Below are 22,967 nucleotides of genomic sequence, written 5' to 3'. Positions count from 1 at the left end.
CAGACCCCAAGCCGTTCATCTGGACCAAGACCGCCGAGGAGATCCTCGAATCCCTCGCACGAATCTGCCGACGGATCTCCGGCGCAGGACACTAGCTGACCGGCCGTCATGGGCGTCGTTGACCGGCATGCCTGCGTCTTGCGCGGGGAACTACGGGGAACGAATCGACAGCCCACCACCTACCTGCACCGCCGCGCCACAGGTCAAGGCGCAGGTCAGCGACCTGCGCCTTGAAGGGGCTAGCGGTGCCAGAGACGCGTGGTGCCGCCGTTCCTCGGTGCCTTCCTCACGGTTTGAGGACGACCTTCTCGCAATGGTCCTTCTTGTTCTTGAACAGGTCGAAGCCGGTCGGTGCCTCGGTCAGGGGCAGCCGGTGGGTGATGATCCGGGTGGGATCGATCTTGCCCTGCTCGATCATGCCCAGCAGCCGTTGCATGTACCTCTGCACGTGGCACTGTCCGGTCCGCAGGGTCAGTGACCTGTTCATCCAGGCACCCGCCGGGAACTTGTCGATCATCCCGCCGTAGACGCCGATGACCGAGACCACGCCGCCGCTCCGGCAGGACATGATGGCCTGGCGCAGGGCGTGCGGCCGGTCGGTCTCGGAGCGAGCCGCCTGCTTGGCACGGTCGTAGAGGTGGATGTGGGAGGCGCCGTGTGTGGCCTCCATGCCGACCGCGTCGATGCACTTGTCGGGGCCACGGCCGCCGGTGAGTTCGAGCAGGGCGGACCGTACGTCGGTGTCGTCGAAGTTGATGGTGGTGTAGCCCTGCGCGTCGGCCATGTCGAGGCGGTAGGTCTCCTTGTCGATGGCTATGACGTTCTCCGCTCCCAGGACCCGGGCGCTGTCCATGGCGAACTGGCCGACCGGTCCGGCACCCCAGACGGCGACGACGTCACCTTCCTCGATGTCGCACATGTCGGCGCCCATGAAACCTGTCGGCAGGATGTCGGACAGGAAGAGCACCTGCTCGTCGGTCAGGTCCGATTCGATCTTGAGGGCGTTGGCGTCGGCGAGTACCACCCGCCCATACTCGGCCTGGCCGCCGGCGAAGCCGCCGGTGAGATGTGAGTACCCGTAGATGCCGGAGGTCGGATGGCCGAACATCTTCTCCGAGATGCCGGCGTTGGGGTTGGTGTTCTCGCAGCACGAGTACAGCTCCGCGCGGCAGGACGCACAAGCGCCACAGGCGATAGGGAAGGGCACCACGACCCGGTCGCCGACGCGCACCTTGCCGTCGCTGATGCCGGGGCCGACCTCGACGACCTCTCCCATGAACTCATGGCCCAGGATGTCGCCCTTCTCCATGGTCGGCACGTAGCCGTCGACGAGATGGAGGTCGGAGCCGCAGATCGCCGTCGAGGTGATTTTCACGATGGCGTCGCGGCTGTTCAGGATCGAGGGATCGGGGACGTCCTGCACCTCGACCGAGTTGCGTCCCGTCCAGCAGTTGGCCTTCATGACAGGGCCTCCTTCAGTTCGTCCTCGGTCAGGGGTCGGGCCGGGTGCTGCGGGAACTCGCCGCGGGCCCGCTTGCCGCCGGGTGCGCCCTCGGAGCGGACGACCTCACCGATCTCCGCGATCTGCTTGAAGCGGCGGAGATCGTCGTCCAGTTGCTGGTGCGGCTCCTCGCCGAAGTAGCGCGCCGCCGCCTTCCCGACCGCTCCACCGGGCAGTTGGTAGCGCAGGGACACCCTTATCTCCGTGCCCCGGCCGCCGGGCGCCGGCACGAAGCGGACGTCGCCGGAGTTGTCGATGTCGGCACCGTCCAGCGACCGCCAGGCAATCAGTTGGCCCGGGACGTCCTGAGTGATCTCGGCGTCCCATTCGACGGTCTTGCCGAACGGTGCGCTGGCCCGCCAGTGACTGGTGCGCGGGCCGGTCACGTGCACCTCATCCAGATGCACCATGAAGTCCGGCAGTCGCTCCAGGTCCTTCCAGAGGGTGTATGCCTCGTCCGGGGACCGGGTGACCGTGGTGACCGCGGTCAGTTCCATGGGGGTGCTCTTACGAGCGCGGGCGGCCGCGTAGACGACCGCGGCCGTGATGCCGGTGACCGCGGCCGTCGCGGCCACGGTGGTTCCGTGGCCGCGACCGTTGTGGTTCTTCGAGGCCCGGGCGAGCGGCGTCAGATCCATGAGGTCGCCGCCGACGCGAGCCCAGAGCCGGACGGGATGCGGCCGTCCCAGCAGCCCTGTTGCCGCCGCTAGTTCGCGCACGCCGGCGGCCGGCGCGGCCGATCGGTGTCGGGGGGCGTGACCCACGACGCCCAGGGCCCGCGCGAAGCCTGCCGGGGCGGCGACCTGGGGCACGCCCAGGAGCGCACTGGCCCGACCGAGGCCATGGACGAGCGGATCGTGTCGCAGGCGGGAGGTGGAGCGGGTGTCGGTTGTCATCGGTGCTCCTCACGTACGGAGAGGTGAACGGAAGGTAAGTCGCTTCAGGAGGCTTCACAGCGGACAACGCCGGAGTATGCGCGTGCTCCAGATCCAGGCAGCCGACTGTTGGCGAAGAGGGCGTCCGGCCCCGGGCCAAAACCGTGGCCGGATACGCACTGCCTGCAGAAGCCGCAGGCAATGTTGAAAGGCGGTAGCACGTGTCCGCCGACCTGCACCTTGCGCACGGCCGAGCCGACCCCCACGACCTGGCCCAGGTTCTCGAGCCCCAGCGTGCGTCCGGACTCGAACGAGGTGCGGCCTCGTACATGTGCTGGTTCGAAGCGCAGATGTTGGTGGCCGTGATCTTGACCATGATGTCGCAGGGGTGCCCGCGTCCGGTACGTCCTTCATGGTGACCGTTCGCGGTCCTTCGTATGCCGCTGCCTCCATGACGAATTCCCTGGATGTCGCTGCATGACGGTGACGGAAACGGCGCAGGGAGCCAGGCTCTCGACCATGCGGGGCCGGAGTCCGTGGTTTCGGCACGCTTACGCGAGCCGATCGCCTGCCTCAAGGGGAACGGTTGTTTCACGCAGTCTGCCGGGCGGAGCCTCGGTGCTCCGGCGGCGTGCGGTTCGGGTCCCCGTCAACCTGCGACCGAAACGGTCATTTCCGCATTTTTCGCCGGGGGTGGCCACTGTCAGCGGCACCTCTGGCCACGGTCACCCGCCAGTGACCTGGGTCTGAGATTCGTCGTAGGAGACGGTCGTTCTCTCCTCCCTGGACAGCAGCCTGGTCGGTTCGTCGTGGCCGAGCTGCTCCGCACAGCCCGCCTGCGGGGTACACCACGTACGCCCGGCATGGCCAGGGCCCCGCCGAGCAGGGTCAGCACCACCCGCTCCGGGACCGTCTGCTCCCATGCCTGGCCGCCCATGCCGAGCAGGAAGACGAGGTACGCGGCGGTGAAGCACTGGGAGTAGGCGTAGCCGGTCCGGTTCAGCGTGTACGACAGGCCCGCCGAGAGCACCGCCGGCGCGGCGGACAGGTGGGCGTCCGGGCCCAGGACGCGCACCATGCCGGTGGCGAGCGCGCCCCCCCAGGGTCCCGGCGAGACGGGCCACCGCACGCGCGTACGTTTGGTGGAAGACCGGGCGCATCACCGGGCGCGGATCGCCCCTCTGGGTGACGCAGGATTACCGTTCGCACGCTGAGGCCGCAGACGGTTCCACCGGGGCCTGAGGGGGGAGGATGGACGTGAGCGACGAAGGAGGCCCGTCATGAAATCCGGAGCCCCTGATTACGACGCCTGGTACTCGCGCACGCCTTCGCAGGCCGAGGGCGAGCGGGACGAGACCGGCGAGCGTACCGCTACGGAGCAGCACCCCGATGTTCCCCGAAGTGAGCCGTCCCAGGCGGAGGGCGAGCGGGGCGACGACGTCTAGCGGCACTGGACGACCCGTAGCCGGGGGCCGGGTGAGGGTGCACTTTTTCCGACGCCGTCACCGGTTTCCAGCCCGCCTGCCGTCCAGCAGTCCGTGCAGGTGCGCGGTGGCGTTCTCGATGTCCGCGTATTTCTGCTGTCCCGCGCGGACCTCGGCAGAGAGCACACCGCAGCGGTGGACGCGCTCGAAATCGCCGTAGGGGAACTTGTACCGGCCCTTGGTCTCCTCTCCCATCTCATCATCGACGCCCAGGTACCACCTGGCGTAGTCGTTGAATCCGTGCTCCTCGAGGTAGGCGTTCTCGTCCGCTGCCGAAGGCCGGTGCTCGCTCCACTCGTCCCGGTCGTCCAGGACGATCCGGTCCTCTTCGGTCAGCTTCTTTGCGTGGTTGAACGCCCTCGCGTTCAGTTTCACCGTCATGCCGTTTACCGCCCTGTCGACAGTCGTGTTCAGGTGTCGGCTGCTGCCGCCCGGATGTCCTCTCGGGCCTGCCCCATCAGCTCGTTCAAGTCGCCGACCTCAGGATCGAGTTCCCGCGCGCGCGGCGCGATCTGCTGCAGCCATGCCGCGGTGGCCAGGGCCAGTTCGACGGCCTCCCCGGTCCGCTCCTCGCCAAGCAGTTCCTCGATCTTGAAAGCAATGCTCGCGAGCGTGTCGTCATCGGTGGCGGGCACCAAGTAGGACTCCAGGCCCGGCGGATACGGTGTGCGCTCCCGGTACTCACGCATCGCGGTCACGACCGCGGGAACCGCGCTGTACCTGTCGAGGAGGCCCATGAAGATGTACAGGCGGGCCACCAGCCGAGGCAGGCCGGGGTGCCGATCCAGCCAGGCCATCAGCTCGCGCTGATCACCGAAGTGGTCCATGATCTGCGACATCTCCTGCGCGACCTGGCTGAGCCAGGTCCAGTGGAAGGGCAGCAGCCGCGCCACCTGACGGGCGAGCGCCGCCTCGCCCTCCGCGTCCAGCGTACCGGCGACGAATGCGGCGACCTGCCTGTGGTCCAGTCCGTAGCCGGCCGGCGCGGTCCGGTCCTGTGAGCTGTGTGACGAGTCGTGGCGCAGACGCAACAGCTGTGTGCCGATCTTGCTCAGTGTCAGGTTCCGCATTGTTCCTCCCAGCTCGTGATGTGCTGTTCATCGTCCGGAGCGGCCGAATGATCAGTTCCTTCTCGGATCCATGCGACCGCACCACCACATCCGCCGTTCGCCGGCCGCAGCGAACGCAGTAGGCCTCCCAGGGTGGTCCGGTCGGGTCGGTGCCGGACTCCCAGACGGTCCTCGGTGCGCGAGAGCGGCGGGCGTCCGTCGATGTCCAGTCGGTTCATGAGGCGTAGGTCGGCGAAGGTCCGGCAAAGGAAGCGCGGGCCCCGTAGGCTTCCTCAGCAGCCAACGGCCTGGCGATGTTCTCCAGGAACTGTTGTTCGGCCTTCAATCCGAAGGCGACCTCGGCCGACCCGCCGAGGGCCACGGCCGCCGCTGCGATGAAGAAGCCGGTGGTCACGAGGACGGTGTTGCCGCTTTCAATGAAGTGCCCAAACAGCAGCGGCCCGGTGATGCCGCCCAGGGTGGTGCCGACGGCGAAAAACAGGGAAATGGACAGGGCTCGGGTCTCCAGGGGGAAGACGTCGCTGACGGTCAGGTAGGCGGAGCGCGCTCCGGGACGCGGCGCGGCGGACCGGCCGGCCGGGCGAAGGTGCCTGCTTCGTCAGAGGAACTCATGGTTCGTATTTGAGACGTGCAGTTCTGTTCCGCGCTTCCGCGGCGGTCCATCTGTTCCCCCTCCTGCAGAGGTTCGCCGGCCCGCCATCGCTTGCTCGGCCTACGAACACAGGACGTGCGCAGGCGCTGCGCCTAATTTGACGGGCTCGATCCGTCCAGCAAGGTCGCGGGCGACCTGCCCGAGGGCGCGGGGCTGACCATGCGGCAGGGGCCGCACCAGGTGGCCCACGCCAGGTTCCTACCTGTGCACACGGAAAGTCCCGAGCACCTCCCCAGGGTGACGAACCGGGCGGCTCCATACCTGCGCCTGGCGAGTCAGGAATGCACAGGTCCGGTCGCCCCACGGGTACGAAGGAGACATCCCCAGATGTCGGGTGCGCCGGCCCCAGAGCGGGTACGCCAAAGATCGCTCGCCCTCCCGCAGGGTCAGAGAGAACGGAGTGCCGCCGGTGGTCGACAGCCGCGCACACCTTGTGACACTTGCGGGGACGTGTCATCGCAGGTCAGCCCAAAGCGTTCACTACGGTGGGTCACGGCAAGTTCCTGGCGCTCTGCGCGGCCCATGGCGGGCGCCGTGGTGATGGTAACGGCCATCTCTGACCTGGGGCGGCCCTCCTTGGTGCCGAGCGGCGTCAGGTCGACGGGGGTGTCCAGGGTTGGCAGGACGCTGTTGTCGGCGGGCTGCTCGCACGCCATCCGCAGTTCGGTGGTGGGCGGGGCGGCCCACGACAGGCTGGCCGGGTCGCCGATGACGCCGGGCAGCGGTTCGGCGGCCGTATCCCAGGTGTCGAGCAGTACGGCCTGGACCTCGTCCATGCCCAGTCGCCGGATCCGAGGGCCGCGGCCCCCGCCTTCACGTTCTCGATCACGACGTCCGCGCAGGCGACCACGGTGAACTCCATCGTGGTGGACAGGGGAGCATGAGGAGGCCCGCACAGGCGAGCCGCCGTCCGGTCTGGTGCTCGTGCCCGTGCTGCCGATCCATGAGGGCCGGCAGCAGAGGGGTGATCGCTCCGGCGCCGCCAGCACCGGCACCGGCAACGCGACCAGCGCCTGTCGCCGCCTCGCTGCTGGCACGACCAGCCCGTGGACGAGGTCGGTCCACACCAGCTCCAGCCCGTGCGGCCGCTCCTCGCGGGTCAGCTCCGCAGCGCCGCCGATCCACGCCCACCGGGCCTCTGTCGTACGCCGTGCTCCGCCCGGCGCACCGTAACTCCGCATCCGCGTAGCCGGTGCGTGCGATATCACTCTCCATGACGCGCGCGTACTTCTTCCAGCTCCTGAACTGGTCCACGGTGTGCCCTCTCCTGCGGCTCCGAACGGCCCTCCGGGTGGGACGTGACGCTGCGGCCCAAAAGGTGGGCTGCCAGCCGGACGGTGGTCCGGTCGATGACACTGAGCACGTCGATGTCTGGAAGAGTCAGGTCGAGCACGATGTCGACCACGGGGGGAGTGTCCACCGGGGCCACAGGTGACATTGGGCGAGGAGCGCCGCAAAGGGCGTCGTGTGGCGCGACGGCGCCGACCTGCCGGTGCGGCCGGGTTTCGCGGTCGCCTGACAGCTGGCCCAACGGGGCCTTCACCTTCGACCAGGGCCAGTCCGGTGGTGCACGCGGGTTTCACCAGGCGCAGAAGGGCCTGGTAGGTCTGGTCACCGAGGGTGAGCGCGGCGGCGACGGCGTCCGGAGTGGGGGGAGCCCACGACCAGTGGGTGGTCTAGGCGTTCCACAGGGCGACCTTCTCTGCGGAATCGAGGCGGGTCGGGTAGCGACGAAGCGGTTCCACGACCTGCGGTGACGGTACGAAGTGCCGAAGTGCCGTTCGCCGCCGCGTCGACCAAGGCGCCCAACTCGGCGGGCGACTCTTCTCGAGCGCTTCCTCCACCGGCTCCGCGAGGATGTCCTCGGTGAGATGGGCCAGTACCTTGCGGGCGACGTCTGGTGACCAGCCGGCCGCGTCGCGGGCTGCTTCGATGGCCTGGACCCAGGTCTTCACGGCGGACAGCGCCGGCGCATGGCCGCTCACGGACGCAGGGCCGACCAGGTTGAGCGGGAGCAGCCGCGCCCACGGGACAGCCGCGCTCGCTCTATCGCTGGCCGCCGGTCTGGCCGACGCTTTCGACGGCCTCGGCCTGATCCATGGGGCCCTTCGCCCGGCCTGGGCGGGGATCAGGCCGAGGCTGCCAAGTGGGCGTTAGGGGCCTGGCGCGGGTTACTCAGTGGGTATGGCGAAACTGCATCCAGAAAAAGACGCCGACCGTGAGGACGAGGTGCCTGCACCGGAGGAGGCCGGTCCGGGTCCCGAGGTCGAACAGCGGGCACCGGATGCCCCGACCAAGTTGCCCAAGCGGTCGTGGGGCAAGGTCCTCAAGGGGACGCTGAAGGAGTTCAAGGACGATGAACTGGCGGACCGCGCCGCGGCCTTGACGTACTACGGGGTGTTGTCGCTGTTCCCGGCGCTGCTGGCGCTGGTCTCCCTGCTCGGCATTGCCGGAAAGTCGGCCACCGACACGGTGCTGAACAACCTCAAACAGTTCGCCCCCGGCTCCGCCCGCACCATCATCACTGGGGCTGTGGAGCAGTTGCAGGGCAATGCCGGTATCGGGTCGGTCATGGCCCTTGTCGGTCTGGCACTGGCGATCTGGTCGGCGTCCGGTTACGTGGCGGCGTTCATCCGTACATCCAACGCCGTCTACGACATGCCCGAGGGCCGCCCGGTGTGGAAGGTACTGCCGGTGCGGGTCGGGGTCACGGTCGTGCTGATGGTGCTGGCCGTGATCAGCGCGTTGATCGTGGTGTTCACCGGCTCGCTGGCCCGCCGGGCCGGGCAGGCGCTGGGGGCCGGGGACACGGCGGTGACGGTGTGGTCGATCGCCAAGTGGCCGGTCCTCGTCGTTCTGGTCATCGTGATGATCGCGATCCTGTACTGGGCGAGCCCCAACGCGAAGGTGAAGGGGTTCCGGTGGGTCACGCCGGGCAGTTCCCTGGCCCTGGTGATCTGGTTGCTGGCCTCCGCCGGCTTCGCGTTCTACGTTGCCAACTTCGCCTCGTACAACAAGACCTACGGCACGATGGCCGGCGTCATCGTCTTCCTCGTCTGGCTGTGGATCTCCAACCTGGCGGTCCTGCTGGGCCTGGAGTTCGACGCGGAGACGGTACGACAGCGGGCCATCGCCGGCGGCCATCCGCCCGAGGCCGAGCCGTACACCCAGCCCCGCGACACCCGTAAGTGGGACGAGGAGGACCGGCGCCGCCTGGACGAGACCTGAACGCCTGGCAGCCCCGACGCTTCCGCGCCGCATGGCTGACGATCGACGGGATACCCGCAGACCATGGACGTGATGGCAGGGATTCGTGAGACGGACCGGAATTTGACCAAGCGACTCGCTGCCAGTGCCTCACCCAGGCTTCACCGGACGCTGTCGGCGGTGGAGGAGGCCGCGGAGGGAACCAAGCTGTGGTGCGGCGCGGCCGCGGTGATGGCCTGGACGGGTGGCCGGCGCGGTCGCAGGGCCGCCGCCGCGGGCTTGGCTGCTGTGGGCCTGGCGCAACTGGTGTCCAACGCGGTGTGCAAGCAGTTGGCCGAGCGTCCCCGGCCGCCGAAGGAGTGGTTTCCGCACGACGAGGTCGAGGACCGTCCCGACTCCTCGTCCTTCCCCTCCGGGCACACCGCCGCCGCGGTCGCCTTCACGGCCGCGGTTGCCACGACGTGGCCGCCGGCCGGAGTGCTGTGCGCGGTGCCGGCCGCCATGGTGGCCGTCGAACGTGTGCAAAGCGGCGCCCACTACCCCAGCGACGTCGCAGCCGGTGCCGCCATCGGCCTGGCCAGCGCCTGGCTCACCCGCCGCGCCCCGCGCCTGGTCGTGCGCTCTTGGATCTAGCGACCGTTTCCAGTGGTCCTGCGGCCTGACGGTGATTACCGGCCGGTGGCCGCCGGGTTGCCTGCACCGCCGATGTCAGCACCCGGTCGAGGGTCTTCTGCCTGCGCCGGCCCGCTCGGAACTTGCGTGAGCGGGCCGGCTTGTGTGCCGGGGAGCCCCAACTGCCAGGCACACGCTGGCAAGTCGCCCGGGCCGCCGCCGCGACGCACCAGGGCCGCGGGCGTGCGGGTAACCGACAAACCGTGGCTCACCCCCCTCTCGCGTACCGCGCCGAGGCGGTGTCCTGATCCCGCCAGTTCGAGGTACCCGCGTGCTCACGCGACGCGCCCCTGTACGGCCCGTCGTTGGCCAGAACACAGAAGACGGGAGGTGATCGTAGTGTCGACCATCCAGCCACCCTCGCAAGGAGCGGAACACGGTCGAGCGGCTCATCAACAAGCTGAAGGCCTGGCGGGGCATCGCCACTCGATACGACGAGTCGCCCGAGAGCTACCGCCGGCCTCCACCTCCGTGCCTCAATGACCTGGATCAACGACCTGCTGAAGGCAACCGGCTGATCACAACCTCACACAGAACCTCGGGGCATCAGCGGTGCCGACCTGCTGTGGCGGGCGCCCGCCAACCGGGGCCTGCCCGTTCAGTGGCAGTTACGGGACGGGTCCTGGCTCTCGCGCATCCACGCCTCATCCTGCTCCAGCACGACCTGCTCGAACGTCTCCTGCCGCCCAGACGCCTGCGCAGCCTGCCCCGCGTCGTCAAACGCAAGATGTCCAACTACCGGCTCAAACGACGTCCACCACGACTGGTCCCAACCCGCCCGCACCGGCACCCAAGCAGTCCGCATCCAACGACCCCAACCCGCGGAGTCCCAAAACAACGGCATTGCTACTAGACACCCTCTGTCCCGGCCGACCCGATACCCGCCAGCGGCTGACCTTCACGCTCAGCGGCCACCGAGCGGTGGACAGAGGGTGGTCTGTGGGCCAATGCCCGTTTCGGGGTGCATCTCAGGCTGAGCGACTGGTCGGGATGGCCTGCTCGACGCACGCGGCGTCGCTAGCCAGTCCATCACCGCGCTGCGCGGCGGGGCCGGCATGAGGGGCAGGTGGCCGGGCATCCGAGGGGAAGGGAAGTGGGCTGACCGCGCCTTTCGGTGCCGCCCGTCGACGTCAACAACCTCTTAGGGGTGAGAAGGTGAAGGGCTTCCGCAGTTTCATCCTGCGCGGCAACGTGGTCGACCTGGCCGTCGGCATCGTGATCGGGGCGGCGTTCACCGCCGTGGTGAACGGCTTCGTCCGCGCCTTCCTGACACCGATCGTCGGGCTGGCCACCGGCGCCACCGGCGACATGAGCCGCAAGACCTTCACCCTGGGCGCCACCGAGTTCCCCTACGGCGCCTTCATCAACGCGGCGATCAGCTTCCTCCTCCTCGCCGGTGCCCTGTACTTCCTGGTTGTGCTCCCGATCAACAAGCTCCACGAACGCCTCGCCCCGCACCACGACGTCCAGGCCCCCAAACGGGACTGCCCCGAATGCCTGAGCCCCGTACCCGCCGAGGCCCGACGCTGCGCCTCCTGTACCGTCCCCCTGCCCGCCGTACCCGCTCAGGCCGGGGAGACAACCCAGCGCGCCGGGTGACCTCGACCTCCACGGCCTGGCACGGGGTTGCCGGGCCCGTCGCGAGCACGTCCGTGGTGACCGTGGTTACCGACGACGTCCGACGCGCCGCCGTCAGCGGGGGGATGATGATGCAGCAGGTGGCCTGGCCCTTCACCCCGCTTGTCGTCGGGGATTCGGACGAGTTGATCAGCCGGTGGGCCGACTGGCTGGCCCAGGAGGCGACCGGCCGACTCGCCCACCCCAGCCGCACGCCCGAACGCGACCTCCAGGGCGTTCCTGGAGGCGATGACCACATGGGGCCGTCTGTCGACCCCGATCCACGGAGGCGTGGTTGCAACTGCGGTCATAGAGCAGAGGCCAAACAGGTTTTCCTTGGACGGGGCGGACCACGAGGGGGGCCGACAACGGGCGGCTGACGGCTCAGGCATGGGCGACGGCCCGCTCCATCGCGAGGATCGCCACCCTGACGAACGACTACACGAGCCGTGCTGTCGGCCGGGTGGGTGCGATGGTCCTTGCGGCGATCCTGTGGTTACTGTCCGCGGGGACCACCCGGTGAGCGGTGTCCACGTCGGTCGCGACGATCAGGGAGAGTACGGGCGCATCCGTGACCAGGACACGGCGGTAGCCGGTCTCGATGACGCCCTGCCGACGAAGGGAGCGCAGTACCCGGTGCCCGCTCGGTTCGGAGGCGCCGATCAGCTCCGCCGGCTCCGGCTGGGTCAGCGACACCCCGATCGAGACTCCGGTCGCGCAGTCCTGCCCGTACGCCCGCGCCAGTTCTCGCAGGACACGGGCCACTCTTGTCTCCACCGGGCAGCTGCCGACATCCTGACGCCGCCGGGTGGCCCAGCGCAGCTTCCCGGCCATCGCACACATGACGGCCCGCGCCGACTCCTCGTATGACGCGAGGAAGTCCAGGAACTGCCGGCCTCCTATCAGCTTGGCGCTGCCGGTAACGGTGGCCACGAAAGGCCGTACTCGCCCTCCCGCAGCAGCCGCTCGCCCCGTTCGAAGCACACCGGCCGTCCCAGCCGGACTGTGTGCTCGCGGGACTCCACGGACAATCCGGCCCAGAAGACTCGCCGCAGGCCAATGACCGTGCCCCGGCCGTCGAGCGGATCCGCCGCCCCCCAGAGGTAACCCATGCGCGGAACCCTTCGAATTGCTGTCCGTTTCGGAGGGGATGCCACCTTTTGGTGCGCATTATGTTCGGCCCGGTAGGCGTCGGTCGACGGTCGACAGAACCCCTGTTTTGCTGTCGCGCTCGGTGTTTGTGCTGTCGTCCTCGGTCTGCACACGTAGCGAATATGTCTGTCTTTGCGATTTAAGGGTCATCTCCGGAAATGACTCGAGATCCTTGCCAGCCTCTTGGACCTTGGTCTCAGTCGAACGTGAGGTGAAGAATTGGGCGTTGATATTCCGCCACTGGACGGCGTGCACCGGTTGACGGGCGCGCTGGACGCGCTGGCGTCGGTCCCGGTGGACAGGCGTAAACCGCCGGTGCTCGTCTTCGAGGACGGCTCCGGGCTGGGAGCGAGGTACGTCAACGCGTATCAAAAGCGGCTCAGAGGTCAGGACGGAAAGGGCATCGTCCCGCACGCGGTCGTGGACCGGGACGTCCTCGACCAGGCGGTTGACGACCCTGAACCCGAGCCCGATGTCGTGCTGATGGACAAGATCGCAAAGCAGTTCGACAGCACGATGCCTCCGCTCACCCGGGGGGACGAAGGGCTCCCAATGCCCACCTACTGGGTCTGCCGCAGGGTGCTGGACACCGACGTCGGCGTGGGGCTGCCCCATCAGCAGCGCAAGATCCTGGTCAGGGCGCTGTACGAGGAGTGGCAGGAACGCACGCCGGGGTTGCCCCAGTTGCGCGAGCTGGTGAATGCGGACGGCGTGATGCAGAAGCTGGGAATCACCTTCATTCTCCTCGTCGCCCTGCCGACACAGTGGTTCTACGGCTGGTGGCTGAACCGGACGAAGCGGCTTCGGTGGTTCGCCCAGCAGGTGAGCCGCGCCAACGTTCCCGCCCTCGGGTTCCTTGATGCGGCCGTACACCTAGGGGTTCAAGGGGCCCTGCGGCACAACGCGGCGCTGCGCCAGAGCCTGCTGCTCGAAGCGCTCGCCATGGATCTGACCCGGGCGACCGAACGGGGACTGTTCAACCCGCGCCGACGTCGCCGGATCTGGCCCTTCACCGTGCTGCTGCCGCACACCGGCGGCACTGACGGCGCGCCCGCCCAGCGTCTGCTTGACGCCTTCCTCGCACTGCGGACGCGAGAGCGTGACACCTGGCCGCGGCGGCTGCGGCGTCGCGCGGTGCCGATGCTGTTCATCGCGGCCAGTCCGGTGCCGGCTGGCGTCGCGGACTCGCAGAACGCCGCCGACGGCGGCTCCGCGGGAAGTGCCTTGTCGGCCCAGCAGGGCGCCAACGCACTGCAGGAGCTGCTGGCGGGCAAGGCACTGCCGCCCGGAACCGAGCGGGACGGGCAGCTGACGGTCGCCCTGGGGGGATCGGCGAGGGCGGCCGTCCGTGACTGGCTGGAGCGCTACATGGCCGTCCCGGTGCGCCGGGTGAGCGCCTGGTCCGCCTACGCGGGCTGGCTGACGACCATGGTGCTGCTGGGCGCGTTGATCTCCCTGGTCTTCGTTGTGAAACCGGATCGGGACCCAACGTGCCGGGACTCCTGGACGGCAGCAGGCGTACGCGTCGGAGTCGACACCGAGAAGTCGCGTGCACGGGACGCCTGTTACTTCACACGCTTACCCGACCAGACGCTCCTGCGTGATCTTCAGGACCGCGTCCGGCGTCAGAACGCTGCCGTGGAACGCCACGGCAGCCCCTACGCCACCGTCGTCTTCCTCGCTCCGCTGACCGCCGACCCGAAACGGGGGAGCGGTCAGCTCACTCCGCCGGGAGTGCTGCAACTGCGCGGTGCCGTGCAGGCCATGGAGCGCTACAACGAGCAGGCACTCGAGTTCGACTCGACCAAGCCCGGCCTGCGGATGCTGGTGGCCAACGTGGGTTACGCCTACCGGCAGGCCCCCACCGTCGTGAAGAGAGTGAACGAGCTGGCGGCCGACGACCCGACCATCGCCGCGGTGATCGGCATCGCGCAGAGCCGGGACGAGTCCGTCAAGGCGATCAACCAGCTGTCGGCGGACCTGCCCGTCATCGGGGCCTCGGTCACCGGCGACTTCATGACCACCGAGGCGCCGCACTACTTCCAGACACAGCCGACCAGCCGCCACATGGCGCGGGCCCTGGCGCGGCGCGTCGTCGAACTGCGGCGGGTGAAGGCTCTCCTCATCTACGACGACCGCGACCGCTACAGCACCAACCTGAAGAAGGATCTGGACGAGGAGTTGCGCGCGCGGCACGTCACCCTTCAGCCGCCCGCCGTCATCCGCGACTCACCCCGGGAACAGTTCGGTGTCCAGGACCGGCTGGAAGAGCTCGCCGCCAGGATCTGCACATTGGGCAGGACCGACGGGATCACGCTGTACGCGGCCCGGGGCAACGCGTTGCCCCGGGTCCTCAACGCCGTACAGGGCCGGTGCGGCGCCGGCGAGGCGGGGAAGTTCCCGTTCCTCACCGCTGACGCCAACGTCCTGATCGAGTACCCGGAGCTGCACAAGTCCGCCAGTCTGGAGACGTTCACAGCGGTCGATCTGACGTATGTGGCGTTCTCCACCGACCGGCACAGCGACAGGGACACGGGGCGAGACGCGTTCCGTGCGGCGGCGGCCGCGATCGGCCGGGTCTGGAATCCGGCGAACCCGCCGCGCGCCTCCAACGTCCTGCAGCAGTTGCTCTCCGGCATCGAGGTCCAGGACAACATCGACAACCGCCGTCCGTTCACCATCCCGCCCGGCACCCGAGTCCCGGCCGGTCGCCCGCTCTACCTGTGCACCGCGCCCCACGTCATCCATGCCGCCCCTTCGTGCCGGAAGGCGAACGGAGAGCCGTAGTGGTGCGCCTTCCGTCACCGAACCGGGGCGGCGCCGTGGCGGCGCTGGCGGCGGATGTACGCGGTGACTGCCCCCCCACACGTCACGGCGGCCGGTGTCGGGCCACAGGCCGGAGGTGAAGTGCAGTTTCGGTGTCGGCCACGGCGGAGGAAGAAGTTGAGGGTGCGCTGTTGGTTGCCGGTGCGTCACAGGAGGCCGACGTCCGGCAGGTCAGTGAGGGGCAGATGCCGGGCGAAGTCCTCCTCGTCGATCAGGTCGGGGTCGAGGTGGCGGACCCGGACACGGCGGGCAGAGCCGCGGTGGCGCGGGTGATCTGACGTCGGGCAGTGCGGCCGGGAGCCGTGCGTGCGCGCCCTGGTCGTACAGTGCGCGGGCGCCGGCCAGGCTGCTGTCCAGCGGCCCGGCATCGGGCGCGGCGGGGGTGTCGGCCAGGGATTCCGGCATCGTCGACGTGGGAGGGCGAAGCCAGTACCGAGGACCAGGGGGTGATCTGTGCCCACCGGCCGCGTCCTCCAAGTCCTCCACCAAGATCTCGGTGGCACCACCGGCCGGACACCACCGGAAGGGCGTCCGACCTGGCTCCTGCCAAGGTCGGACGCCCTTCCGCGCGCCAGGATCCGGAAGCCGTCAGGACATCCGCGCGCCGCGGCGCTCCCGCCGCTCAGGCGCTCCGCAGCCGCACCGTCGTCCCGTTCGATCCCGTCCGCACCTGCACGGTGTCGCAGAGCATCCCGACCCCCCAGAGTCCGAAGCCGGAGTCCACCGCGGACTCGGGCGGCTGCCAACTGATGAACTCCTCGGGCTGCCAGTTGCCGGAGTCGGTGATCTCGCAGACCAGGCCGTCGTCGGGCCAGGTGCGCAGCGTCACCGGGGCGTCGCCGTGGCGGATCGCGTTGGTGGCCACCTCGGTCACGGCCACGAGCAGGTTGTGCAGCGCATCGGCCGACAGCCCGCAGCGCTTCGCCTGGTCGGCGACGAACGCCCGAACGGCGTGCAGTTCGGTGGGAAGAATGCGCATCGTCGCGGCCGGCTGCGGGGAAGGGGCGAGAGGCAGCCGGTCGAGGTCGCCGACGAAATCCTCGGGTTCCCGGTACTGAGGGTTGTCCCGCAGTACATCACCCTCCAGGATCTTCGGGTGGGTCTGGCGTACGAGTGCGATGGCGTCGGACGACAGGACCGCGGTGTTGTAGCAGCAGCAACTGCGGAAGGGCACGTTGGCGAAGCTCAGGTTGAAGATCGAGTCGTAGCGCACCCACTCGATCGCGTCCCGGTATCGGCTCCAGTCGTCCGACGCCACCACCCACGCCGGGCGTGGACCGAGCGACTTGGCGACGGCGGTCATCGCGGCCATGGCCCGGACGGGGTTCGTGTAGACGTCCGCGGGATCGATGAACTGCACGGCCTGGGCGTCCTGCCCGAGCGAGTCGCGCAGCGCCTCGGCCTCGTTGCCCGGTGTCACGACGAACGTCGGGGCGCCGGCTTCGATGCCCTCGCGGACGTGCGGAAGTGTGCCCGCGAGGAACTCCCGCTCGTCGCCGTAGAGCAGCGCCTGGTGCCGGACCGTGTGGTCGCCCTGCCGGCCGTCGGCCACCGGCTGATCGGCACGTGTCCCGGTCGTCATGAAGTCCCCCTCTGCCCCTGCACGAGCCCCGGCAGGCGTTCCCAACCCACTGTCTCGATGAGGTTCCCCACCGCGGGCGACAGATTGTCCAGGACGAGCCGGAGGGCGCCGCCGCGGCTCTCCACGAAGCTCGTCAGCAGGCTGAGCGCGCCGAGGTCGATGAAGGTCAGTTCGGCCAGGTCGAGCCGGACCTCACCCTCCTCGGCCACGTACGAGGACAGCGCCTCGGAGAGCTCGCCGTGCCGCGTCGCGTCGAGTTCACCGGCCAGCCGGAGGCCGGGCGGATCGTCGGTCGGGGTGATCCGCAGAATGCGGTTCTCGCTGGGTGCTATGACTTCCATGAGACCTGCCGAGTCCTGGGACGGAAATCTTGAAATCTTGCAGTCCTGACCGACTGTGCACGCCACCGGTATAGCGGCGGTAGACCGGTCGCACGCGCGGACCCGTGAGAACGGATGTCCGGCACCCCCACAGCCCGGCTCCCGTCACAGCGGCGGCGGTCCGACGGTGTCCGGGCCGATCCGCAGGCTGAGACAGGCGGGGAAGAACGCGCTCCACGCGTGGCCGCGCCAGCCGACGTACGTCGTGAGATGGCCCCCGCCGAGGATCCCGGCGCGTTCCAGATACTCATGTGCCTCCTGGTTCCTGCCCTGTTCGAAGCAGAGGGCGCTGATCTCGTGGAGGGCGAAGCTCTGCAGGCTGCTGTCACCGATCTTCCGCGCGTGCTGGAAACTCTCCTCGAAGCATGCCAGGGCGTCCTCGACGCGGCCCAGACCGCGGTACGCACGGCCGAGGTCGCCCAGGCCGACCACCTGGGCCGTACGGTCGCCGGCCTCGTGCGCGAGGTCGAGTTGCCGGGTCTGCAGGGCCACGGACTCCTCGTACGACTGCATCTCCGTCAGCGCGTCCGCGAGGTTGTGCAGGGAGCGCCGTTCGCCCTCGCGGTCGCCTGTCGCACGCCAAAGGACGAGCGCCGCCTCCAGGCACTGCCGCATTCTGTCGAACTGGCGGTGCAGCCAGTACACCGCCGACAGGTTGTGCAGCGCCCAGGCCTCGCTCTCCCGTTCGCCGAGACGCCGGGCGGTACGCACCGCCGCCTCGCCCAGGATCCACAATTCCCGGGCGCGGGCGTACGGGTAGAGGTACCACTGCAGCAATTCCGTCAGCCGCACAGCGAGGCGCGCCGTCGAGTCGGTCTGCGTGAGGGCGTCGAGGACAGTGGCGATCAGGTTCGCGCGCTCGGTGATCAGCCATGCCTCGGCCTCCCTCTGGTCCCTGATGCGCGCCGCCGGGAGACCCGGCGTGCCGGCCATGTCCGCGGACACGTGTTCCTGTGCGCGACGGTCGAAGTAGGACGGCACCTCCAGGAAGCCCACGGCCCGTCGCGTGGCGCCGAGATAGAAGCGAAGTACGCGCTCCAGAGCCCGTTCGCGCTCCGCCTCGGGCTCCTCCGCCCACACCTGCTCACGTGCGAACAGGCGGAGCAGGTCGTGCATCTGGTAGCGGGCCGGAGCGGGGCTGTTGAGCAGATGCGCGTCCACCAGCCGTTCGAGCGCGTCCTCGGCCGGACCGGTCGACACGCCGAGCAGCGCGGCCGCCGCCGGCAGACTCATGCTGGACCCCGGCACGACCCCGAGGAGCCGGAAGGCGCGGGCCGCGGCCTGGTCGGTGGGATTGTCGCCGTGGCAGATGGCGTGATAGCTGGCGTGGAAGCTGGCCCGTACGGACACGTCGCCGACACAGATTTCGTCGAGCCGCCCCTGGGCGTCGGTCAGCCGCTCGACGAATGCGCTCAGGGGCCAGCTGGGGCGTGCGGCCAGCCTGGCGCCGACGATCCTCAGGGCCAGGGGAAGGCCGCCGCACATCCTGATGATCGCGTCGGCCGCCTCCGTGTCGGCGGCCACCCGCTCCGGGCCGAGGAGCCGTTCCAGCAGTCCCATCGCCTGGTCGTGGAACAGGACGCCGAGGTGGAGGTGGGTGGCGCCCTCCAGGGCGGTGAGTATCTCGCGGCTGGTGATCAGTACGGCGCAGCCAGGACCGGCGGGGAGCAGCGGGCGGATCTGCTCCACACCGGCGGCGTTGTCGAGCACCACGAGGATGCGGCGGTCGGCGACCATGGAGCGGAACGTGGCGGCCGCCTCGTCGGGGTTGGTGGGGATGGCCACTTGCGGCAGCCCCAGCGTGCTGAGGAACCGGCCGAGCACGTCACCCGGTTCCAGGGGCGTCAGGCCGACGGTGGCTCCGTGCAGATCGACGTAGAACTGGCCGTCCGGGAAGCGGTCGGCGAGCTGATGGGCCGTGTGGATCGCCAGAGCCGACTTGCCCACGCCACCGGTCCCGTCGATCGCGGCGATCGCCACGTGTCCGTCGTCGGCGCGGTCCAGCACCTTGCGCAGTACGGAGCTCTCGCTGGCGCGGCCGATGAAGGCGCTGCCGACGTGGGGGAGTTCTCGGGGGACCAGGGCGGGTATGCCTGCCGCGGCCTCCGTACGGCCGGCGGGTGCGCGGTCCTGGCGGGTGTGGTTTGGGCGGGTGCGGTCCGGGCGGGCGCGGCCGGACGGAGCGGGGTCGGTTTCGGGGGCACGGTCGGCTGGCCCGAGAGTGGTGACGGGCTCGCGGACGGACCCGGTCCTGCTTTGAGCCCGGGCTTCCGGCTCGGGTCCGGGTTCGGGTCCGAGGAGCAGGGACGCGTCGGCGGTGAGGATCCGCTGGTGGAGCTGCTGGAGGGAGGGACCCGGTTCGATGCCCAGTTCCTCGGCCAGACGGTGGCGCAGTTGCCGGTAGGCGGCCAGGGCGTCGGCCTGCCGGCCCGACCGGTACAGCGCCAGCATGAACTGGCCCCGCATGGCTTCCCGGAGCGGGTGTTCGGCGATCAGGGCCTCGAGTTCGTCCAGCACGGCCTCGTGGCGGCCGAGCCGCAGCCGCGCTTCGATGCGTAACTCCCGCGCCTGCGTATGACTTGCCGTCAGACGCGAGGCCTCCGCTTCCACGGCGGGTGTCGGCGGCACGTCGGCGAACGGGACGTCGCGCCACAGGTCCAGCGCCTCGCCGAGCAGGGCGGCGGCCGCATCGGCCGAGTTCCGGCCGAGTTCCTGTCCGCCCCGCTTCACCAGTTCGACGAACCGGTGGGAGTCGACCTCGTCCGGTGTCACGACGAGCCGGTAGCCGTGGGCGCGGTAACCGTGCACATGCGTCACCAGCAGGTCACCCGACTCGTCGCCCAGCGCGCGCCGTACCCGCGAGACATAGCCCTGCAGCAGCTTGTTCACGCTCTGCGGAGGCCGCGCGCCCCATAGTTCCGCGATCAGCCGGTCGGTGGACACCAGTTGGTTCGCGTCGCAGAGGAGCACCGCCAGGAGCATCCGCCACTTGGCTGGCGCGAGGGGAACCTCCTGACCGTCGCGCCAGAGCTCGAGCGGCCCAAGTATCCGATACCGCATGTCTCGCACCGTAGCCCGTCACCCGGTCCGACAGGGTCGGACGCACGCCGGTCGCGCGGCAGTACGCGGGCGCCGGCCGCCTGATCGGGCCTGGCCAACCATGTGGTGTCCCTCTCCGGGTCGACGGTGACGCGGAACGCGCGGATCACGAATTCTCGGCCCGAACTCCCCCCAGAGGCAAGGCCGCACGCGTACCCGCGTGAACTCTACGACGGCGTCGGAGGCCTTCGGGACCTTTGCGTCCTTCAGGGCCCTTCGAGCCCCTTGAGACCTGCGACGAAGGCCTGCCACTGTTCCCTGGGGATCCTGAGCACCGGCCCGTCGGGAACCTTGCTGTCGCGCACGCCGATGGCGGGCGCCACGACGGTGTGGGTGTCGACGGTGTGGGCGTCGTCCGCCACCTCGACACAATTGCCGCCGTTTCCCATGCTGTAGCTGCTCTTGCGCCAGGGCCGTTCAGTGGAATGCACGGTCCAATTCCTCTTTCATGTCGCGTATCAGGACCCGGGAGTCGTCCCGGGAGAGCGCCTCGGACTGGATCAGGTTGAAAGCCAGCTTGTGCTGCTGGATCTGGGCGGGGTCGACGGTTGTCTGCCCGCCGATGAACGTCTCCCCGTACAGGACGTCGGTGCCTTCCCGGAAGCCCATGAGGCGGAAGGGCGTCATACCACCGGGGTGTTGCCGGACGTTGAACGGGATCACTTGGAGGTGGACCTTGGGCAGGTCGGCGCGCTCCAGGAGATGCCCGAGTTGCTCGCTCATGACGCGACTCCCGCCGATGCAGCGGCGCAGGACGCCTTCGTCGAGGGTCACCATGACCTGGGGTGGTTCGACTCTGGTGAGGATGCGCTGCCGGTCGATACGGGCGGCCACGAACTGCTCGATCTGCAGTTTCGGGGCGACCGGGTGGGCGGCGGTGAAAATGGCGCGCGCGTACGCCTCTGTCTGCAAAAGGCCAGGAATGGCAACGGACTCGAATTCCTGGATGAATCCGGCTCGCTGTTCCAGCTCGATGACATGCCAGAACCAGTCCGGATATGCGGACCGGATGAGCGACGGCCACAGTTTCACCAGCGCGCCATCGGCACCCAGGAGCCGATCCGCCCGTTGAGCGAAGTCGTACGACGGCATCTGCATGGCAGTCTCGATGCGTGCGGCCGTCGTCTCGGTGCAGTCCACGGAATCGGCGAACTCCGCCTGGGTGAGTCCGACGGTGAGCCTGTACCGCCGGACCTCACGACCGAACCGGCACAGCAGTGACGAGATGCTCTCCGTGGACGTCCCCGACGTTTCACCCCCCTGCAGCGCGACGAGTGGCCGACCGCCGTGGGACAGCCAGGCAACTATTCCGTCCGGTCCGGGTGCGGCCCACGCGACGGGCGTACGGCTCCACGACGGCTCCGTCCCAATCGTCCCGGCGTGTGTCGTCCCGGCATCCGTCGTCGCGGCGGACACGCGGCTGAGCAGCCCCCAGGCGTAGACGTCCGGGCCGACCGCGGCGGCCAGCGCCGCCTCGATGCAGGAGCGTGCGCTGTCCTCGGTCACGCAGGTACCGCACGGCCCGTGCTGGTGCCGGCTGTTGGAGACGTGGTGGATGTCCCACCGGTAGAGGCTTCCGTCCGGCCGGTCGGACGCACCCTGGCCGTTGTCGTTCATCACGCCGGTCACTGGTCCTCCTCAAGTCCGCCTGTGGAGGCGGCGACTACTTGTTCACCGTGCCTGTGAGCGGGAGAGCAGCGGTATAGCGGCGGTAGGAACCGGTAGGACCGGTGCTCGGGGCAAGAATCGGACGGGGTCCCGGTCGAGCCCTGGTCTTACGGGAGCGGGATCCCTCACCCGCCCGGACGCAGGCTCGACCGCTCTCTATTGCCCTCTCCCGCCGCTCTGGCGAGAAAGATTCACCCAGCGAAGGAAGGCTCAATGGGGTGAGGCGGAGGCGGTCGGGACGGTCGGGACGGTTGGGTCCCAGGAAACAATCAGGGGTGCAGAGGCGGCCGCGGCGGCTGGACGGCGCCGTCGAGAGCGAGAGTGCACCACGTGGTCTTCCGCCTGAGGGACTCCTGCTGCGACCCCCAGGCGGTCGCGATGGCCTGCACCAGGAACATCCCCCGCCCCTGCTCCTCCTCAAGCCCCGGCTGCCGGACCGTGGGGCGTACCGGGGAGGCGTCGGTGACCTCGAGCAGCAGTCTGTCGCCGACGTGTACCAGGTTCACCGTGATCAGCGCGTCCGGCCCGTGCATGACAGCGTTTCCCAGGAGCTCGCTGGCGAGCAGCACGCTGTCGTCGATGACGGAAGACGGGCAGCCCCACGCACGCAGGGCCGTACGCACGGCATCGCGGACTCTGCCCACCTCGACCGGCACCGGGTCTACGTGCAGGTGCAGGTGCCGGCCGAAGGCGAGGTCGCAGTCCGAACAGGGGAGGCTGCGCCTGCTCGCCGTGACCGGGTCGGCGCCTCCGGCTCTCCGCGGCAGTACGTCGTCCCGGTCACCACGGACGCCGGGCGCGTCGGGCCAGTTCTCAAGCGGCTCATGGTCCAGAGGTGCGGGACGAGGGCGGCGGGCTGCGTGGGAGCGTGGATCAATACCTGTCATATCGGGTCCATGTGCCGGGGCTGGATGAAGAGCGGGTCTGTCTAACGTCCACGTGGTCGACCGGCCGGGGCCGGAAGGGCCGTGCGGGTCACTTCGTGCGTTTCCAGTCATGGAAGGCCCTCCCCATCGAGGTGCGGCTCACCGCCAGCTTGTACCCGGGCACCTTACAGCAGGTGAGGAGAGCGGTGGTACATCGGCAGTAAGAACTCCTATCGCAATGACTTCAGGCGTCTCCAGCAGATGAGTGCGCATCCGAGGGTGAGGAAGGCTTCGTGGATGTCGTCGCGTGTCTCCC

The 22,967-nt window shown here is 69.1% G+C and carries 21 protein-coding genes and 4 pseudogenes; 7 read left to right on the top strand and 18 right to left on the bottom strand.

Features of this window, described 5'->3' with window-relative positions; genetic code table 11:
- Nucleotides 1-286: 286 nt before the first annotated feature.
- The 4 genes and pseudogenes from ABZ899_RS36080 to ABZ899_RS36065 form a co-directional block, all read right to left on the bottom strand.
- Nucleotides 287-1,462, bottom strand: a complete 1,176-nt coding sequence (locus ABZ899_RS36080; protein ID WP_361355039.1) for a zinc-dependent alcohol dehydrogenase — start codon at nucleotides 1,460-1,462, stop codon at nucleotides 287-289.
- Nucleotides 1,459-2,397: an SRPBCC family protein gene (locus ABZ899_RS36075; RefSeq protein WP_361355036.1), complete on the bottom strand. Its 939-nt coding sequence runs from the start codon at nucleotides 2,395-2,397 to the stop codon at nucleotides 1,459-1,461. The genes ABZ899_RS36080 and ABZ899_RS36075 overlap by 4 nt, the downstream gene beginning before the upstream one ends.
- A gap of 155 nt (nucleotides 2,398-2,552) precedes the next feature.
- Nucleotides 2,553-2,829 (bottom strand): annotated as a pseudogene (locus ABZ899_RS36070) (alcohol dehydrogenase catalytic domain-containing protein); the annotation flags it as partial.
- 384 nt (nucleotides 2,830-3,213) lie between these two features.
- Nucleotides 3,214-3,539 (bottom strand): annotated as a pseudogene (locus tag ABZ899_RS36065) (FUSC family protein); the annotation flags it as partial.
- 117 nt (nucleotides 3,540-3,656) lie between these two features.
- Here ABZ899_RS36065 and ABZ899_RS36060 point away from each other — a divergent pair.
- Nucleotides 3,657-3,821 (top strand): hypothetical protein, encoded by a 165-nt coding sequence (locus ABZ899_RS36060; RefSeq protein WP_361355033.1) that lies wholly within the window; start codon nucleotides 3,657-3,659, stop codon nucleotides 3,819-3,821.
- Between the two features lie 57 nt (nucleotides 3,822-3,878).
- On the opposite strand, the gene ABZ899_RS36055 is transcribed toward ABZ899_RS36060, so the two are convergent.
- The 7 genes and pseudogenes from ABZ899_RS36055 to ABZ899_RS36025 all read right to left on the bottom strand — a co-directional run bounded on the left by ABZ899_RS36055 (nucleotide 3,879) and on the right by ABZ899_RS36025 (nucleotide 7,567).
- Nucleotides 3,879-4,241, bottom strand: coding sequence for a hypothetical protein (locus ABZ899_RS36055; RefSeq protein WP_361355030.1), 363 nt, complete (start codon nucleotides 4,239-4,241; stop codon nucleotides 3,879-3,881).
- 29 nt (nucleotides 4,242-4,270) lie between these two features.
- On the bottom strand, nucleotides 4,271-4,930 hold the full coding sequence (locus ABZ899_RS36050) for a hypothetical protein (RefSeq protein WP_361355027.1): 660 nt from the start codon (nucleotides 4,928-4,930) through the stop codon (nucleotides 4,271-4,273).
- Nucleotides 4,931-5,144: 214 nt separating this feature from the next.
- Nucleotides 5,145-5,324, bottom strand: coding sequence for a hypothetical protein (locus ABZ899_RS36045; protein ID WP_361355025.1), 180 nt, complete (start codon nucleotides 5,322-5,324; stop codon nucleotides 5,145-5,147).
- A gap of 318 nt (nucleotides 5,325-5,642) precedes the next feature.
- Nucleotides 5,643-5,770: pseudogene (locus tag ABZ899_RS36040) on the bottom strand (thioredoxin domain-containing protein); the annotation flags it as partial.
- A gap of 198 nt (nucleotides 5,771-5,968) precedes the next feature.
- A complete protein-coding gene (locus ABZ899_RS36035) occupies nucleotides 5,969-6,358 on the bottom strand; it encodes a hypothetical protein (protein ID WP_361355022.1) in 390 nt (129 codons plus the stop codon).
- A 428-nt stretch (nucleotides 6,359-6,786) separates the two neighbouring features.
- Entirely contained in the window at nucleotides 6,787-6,987 is a 201-nt protein-coding gene (locus ABZ899_RS36030) for a hypothetical protein (protein ID WP_361355019.1), read from the bottom strand.
- Between the two features lie 271 nt (nucleotides 6,988-7,258).
- Nucleotides 7,259-7,567, bottom strand: a complete 309-nt coding sequence (locus ABZ899_RS36025; protein ID WP_361355016.1) for a hypothetical protein — start codon at nucleotides 7,565-7,567, stop codon at nucleotides 7,259-7,261.
- A 199-nt stretch (nucleotides 7,568-7,766) separates the two neighbouring features.
- Between ABZ899_RS36025 and ABZ899_RS36020 the strand changes: the two genes are divergently transcribed.
- From ABZ899_RS36020 to mscL, 4 genes and pseudogenes are all read left to right on the top strand, one after another.
- A complete protein-coding gene (locus ABZ899_RS36020; RefSeq protein ID WP_361355013.1) occupies nucleotides 7,767-8,810 on the top strand; it encodes a YihY/virulence factor BrkB family protein in 1,044 nt (347 codons plus the stop codon).
- A 159-nt stretch (nucleotides 8,811-8,969) separates the two neighbouring features.
- A complete protein-coding gene (locus ABZ899_RS36015; protein ID WP_361355010.1) occupies nucleotides 8,970-9,422 on the top strand; it encodes a phosphatase PAP2 family protein in 453 nt (150 codons plus the stop codon).
- A 403-nt stretch (nucleotides 9,423-9,825) separates the two neighbouring features.
- Nucleotides 9,826-9,979, top strand: a pseudogene (locus tag ABZ899_RS36010) (IS5/IS1182 family transposase); the annotation flags it as partial.
- Nucleotides 9,980-10,616: 637 nt separating this feature from the next.
- Complete coding sequence (mscL, locus tag ABZ899_RS36005) at nucleotides 10,617-11,060, top strand: large conductance mechanosensitive channel protein MscL (RefSeq protein WP_361355007.1); 444 nt, start codon at nucleotides 10,617-10,619, stop codon at nucleotides 11,058-11,060.
- Between the two features lie 456 nt (nucleotides 11,061-11,516).
- On the opposite strand, the gene ABZ899_RS36000 is transcribed toward mscL, so the two are convergent.
- Nucleotides 11,517-12,011 (bottom strand): Crp/Fnr family transcriptional regulator, encoded by a 495-nt coding sequence (locus ABZ899_RS36000; protein WP_361355005.1) that lies wholly within the window; start codon nucleotides 12,009-12,011, stop codon nucleotides 11,517-11,519.
- Between the two features lie 468 nt (nucleotides 12,012-12,479).
- On the opposite strand from ABZ899_RS36000, the gene ABZ899_RS35995 reads away from it, so the two are divergent.
- A complete protein-coding gene (locus ABZ899_RS35995) occupies nucleotides 12,480-15,017 on the top strand; it encodes an ABC transporter substrate-binding protein (RefSeq protein ID WP_361355002.1) in 2,538 nt (845 codons plus the stop codon).
- Nucleotides 15,018-15,148: 131 nt separating this feature from the next.
- Nucleotides 15,149-15,334, top strand: a complete 186-nt coding sequence (locus ABZ899_RS35990) for a hypothetical protein (RefSeq protein WP_361354999.1) — start codon at nucleotides 15,149-15,151, stop codon at nucleotides 15,332-15,334.
- Between the two features lie 344 nt (nucleotides 15,335-15,678).
- Here ABZ899_RS35990 and ABZ899_RS35985 read toward each other — a convergent pair whose 3' ends face one another.
- The 6 genes from ABZ899_RS35985 to ABZ899_RS35960 form a co-directional block, all read right to left on the bottom strand.
- A complete protein-coding gene (locus tag ABZ899_RS35985) occupies nucleotides 15,679-16,638 on the bottom strand; it encodes a sensor histidine kinase (RefSeq protein WP_361354996.1) in 960 nt (319 codons plus the stop codon).
- On the bottom strand, nucleotides 16,635-16,979 hold the full coding sequence (locus ABZ899_RS35980) for an STAS domain-containing protein (RefSeq protein ID WP_361354993.1): 345 nt from the start codon (nucleotides 16,977-16,979) through the stop codon (nucleotides 16,635-16,637). Before ABZ899_RS35980 ends, ABZ899_RS35985 begins: the two co-directional genes overlap by 4 nt.
- Before the next feature lie 144 nt (nucleotides 16,980-17,123).
- Entirely contained in the window at nucleotides 17,124-20,078 is a 2,955-nt protein-coding gene (locus ABZ899_RS35975) for a BTAD domain-containing putative transcriptional regulator (protein WP_361354990.1), read from the bottom strand.
- A gap of 245 nt (nucleotides 20,079-20,323) precedes the next feature.
- Nucleotides 20,324-20,548: a DUF397 domain-containing protein gene (locus ABZ899_RS35970; protein WP_361354987.1), complete on the bottom strand. Its 225-nt coding sequence runs from the start codon at nucleotides 20,546-20,548 to the stop codon at nucleotides 20,324-20,326.
- Nucleotides 20,535-21,623 (bottom strand): helix-turn-helix transcriptional regulator, encoded by a 1,089-nt coding sequence (locus tag ABZ899_RS35965; protein ID WP_361354984.1) that lies wholly within the window; start codon nucleotides 21,621-21,623, stop codon nucleotides 20,535-20,537. The genes ABZ899_RS35970 and ABZ899_RS35965 overlap by 14 nt, the downstream gene beginning before the upstream one ends.
- 431 nt (nucleotides 21,624-22,054) lie before the next feature.
- Nucleotides 22,055-22,672, bottom strand: coding sequence for an ATP-binding protein (locus ABZ899_RS35960; protein ID WP_361354981.1), 618 nt, complete (start codon nucleotides 22,670-22,672; stop codon nucleotides 22,055-22,057).
- Between the last annotated feature and the right edge of the window lie 295 nt (nucleotides 22,673-22,967).

The sequence above is a fragment of the Streptomyces sp. NPDC046859 genome (assembly GCF_040645135.1).
Taxonomy (GTDB): domain Bacteria; phylum Actinomycetota; class Actinomycetes; order Streptomycetales; family Streptomycetaceae; genus Streptomyces.
The sequence above is the reverse complement of the archived record's forward strand: the minus strand, read 5'-3'. Positions and strand labels throughout refer to the sequence as shown.

Coding starts and splice junctions, on each gene's coding strand:
- ABZ899_RS36080 (WP_361355039.1), bottom strand. CDS start 1,462: ATGAAGGCCAACTGCTGGACGGGACGCAACTCGGTCGAGGTGCAGGAC.
- ABZ899_RS36075 (WP_361355036.1), bottom strand. CDS start 2,397: ATGACAACCGACACCCGCTCCACCTCCCGCCTGCGACACGATCCGCTC.
- ABZ899_RS36060 (WP_361355033.1), top strand. CDS start 3,657: ATGAAATCCGGAGCCCCTGATTACGACGCCTGGTACTCGCGCACGCCT.
- ABZ899_RS36055 (WP_361355030.1), bottom strand. CDS start 4,241: ATGACGGTGAAACTGAACGCGAGGGCGTTCAACCACGCAAAGAAGCTG.
- ABZ899_RS36050 (WP_361355027.1), bottom strand. CDS start 4,930: ATGCGGAACCTGACACTGAGCAAGATCGGCACACAGCTGTTGCGTCTG.
- ABZ899_RS36035 (WP_361355022.1), bottom strand. CDS start 6,358: ATGGACGAGGTCCAGGCCGTACTGCTCGACACCTGGGATACGGCCGCC.
- ABZ899_RS36020 (WP_361355013.1), top strand. CDS start 7,767: ATGGCGAAACTGCATCCAGAAAAAGACGCCGACCGTGAGGACGAGGTG.
- ABZ899_RS35985 (WP_361354996.1), bottom strand. CDS start 16,638: ATGACGACCGGGACACGTGCCGATCAGCCGGTGGCCGACGGCCGGCAG.
- ABZ899_RS35980 (WP_361354993.1), bottom strand. CDS start 16,979: ATGGAAGTCATAGCACCCAGCGAGAACCGCATTCTGCGGATCACCCCG.
- ABZ899_RS35975 (WP_361354990.1), bottom strand. CDS start 20,078: ATGCGGTATCGGATACTTGGGCCGCTCGAGCTCTGGCGCGACGGTCAG.
- ABZ899_RS35960 (WP_361354981.1), bottom strand. CDS start 22,672: ATGACAGGTATTGATCCACGCTCCCACGCAGCCCGCCGCCCTCGTCCC.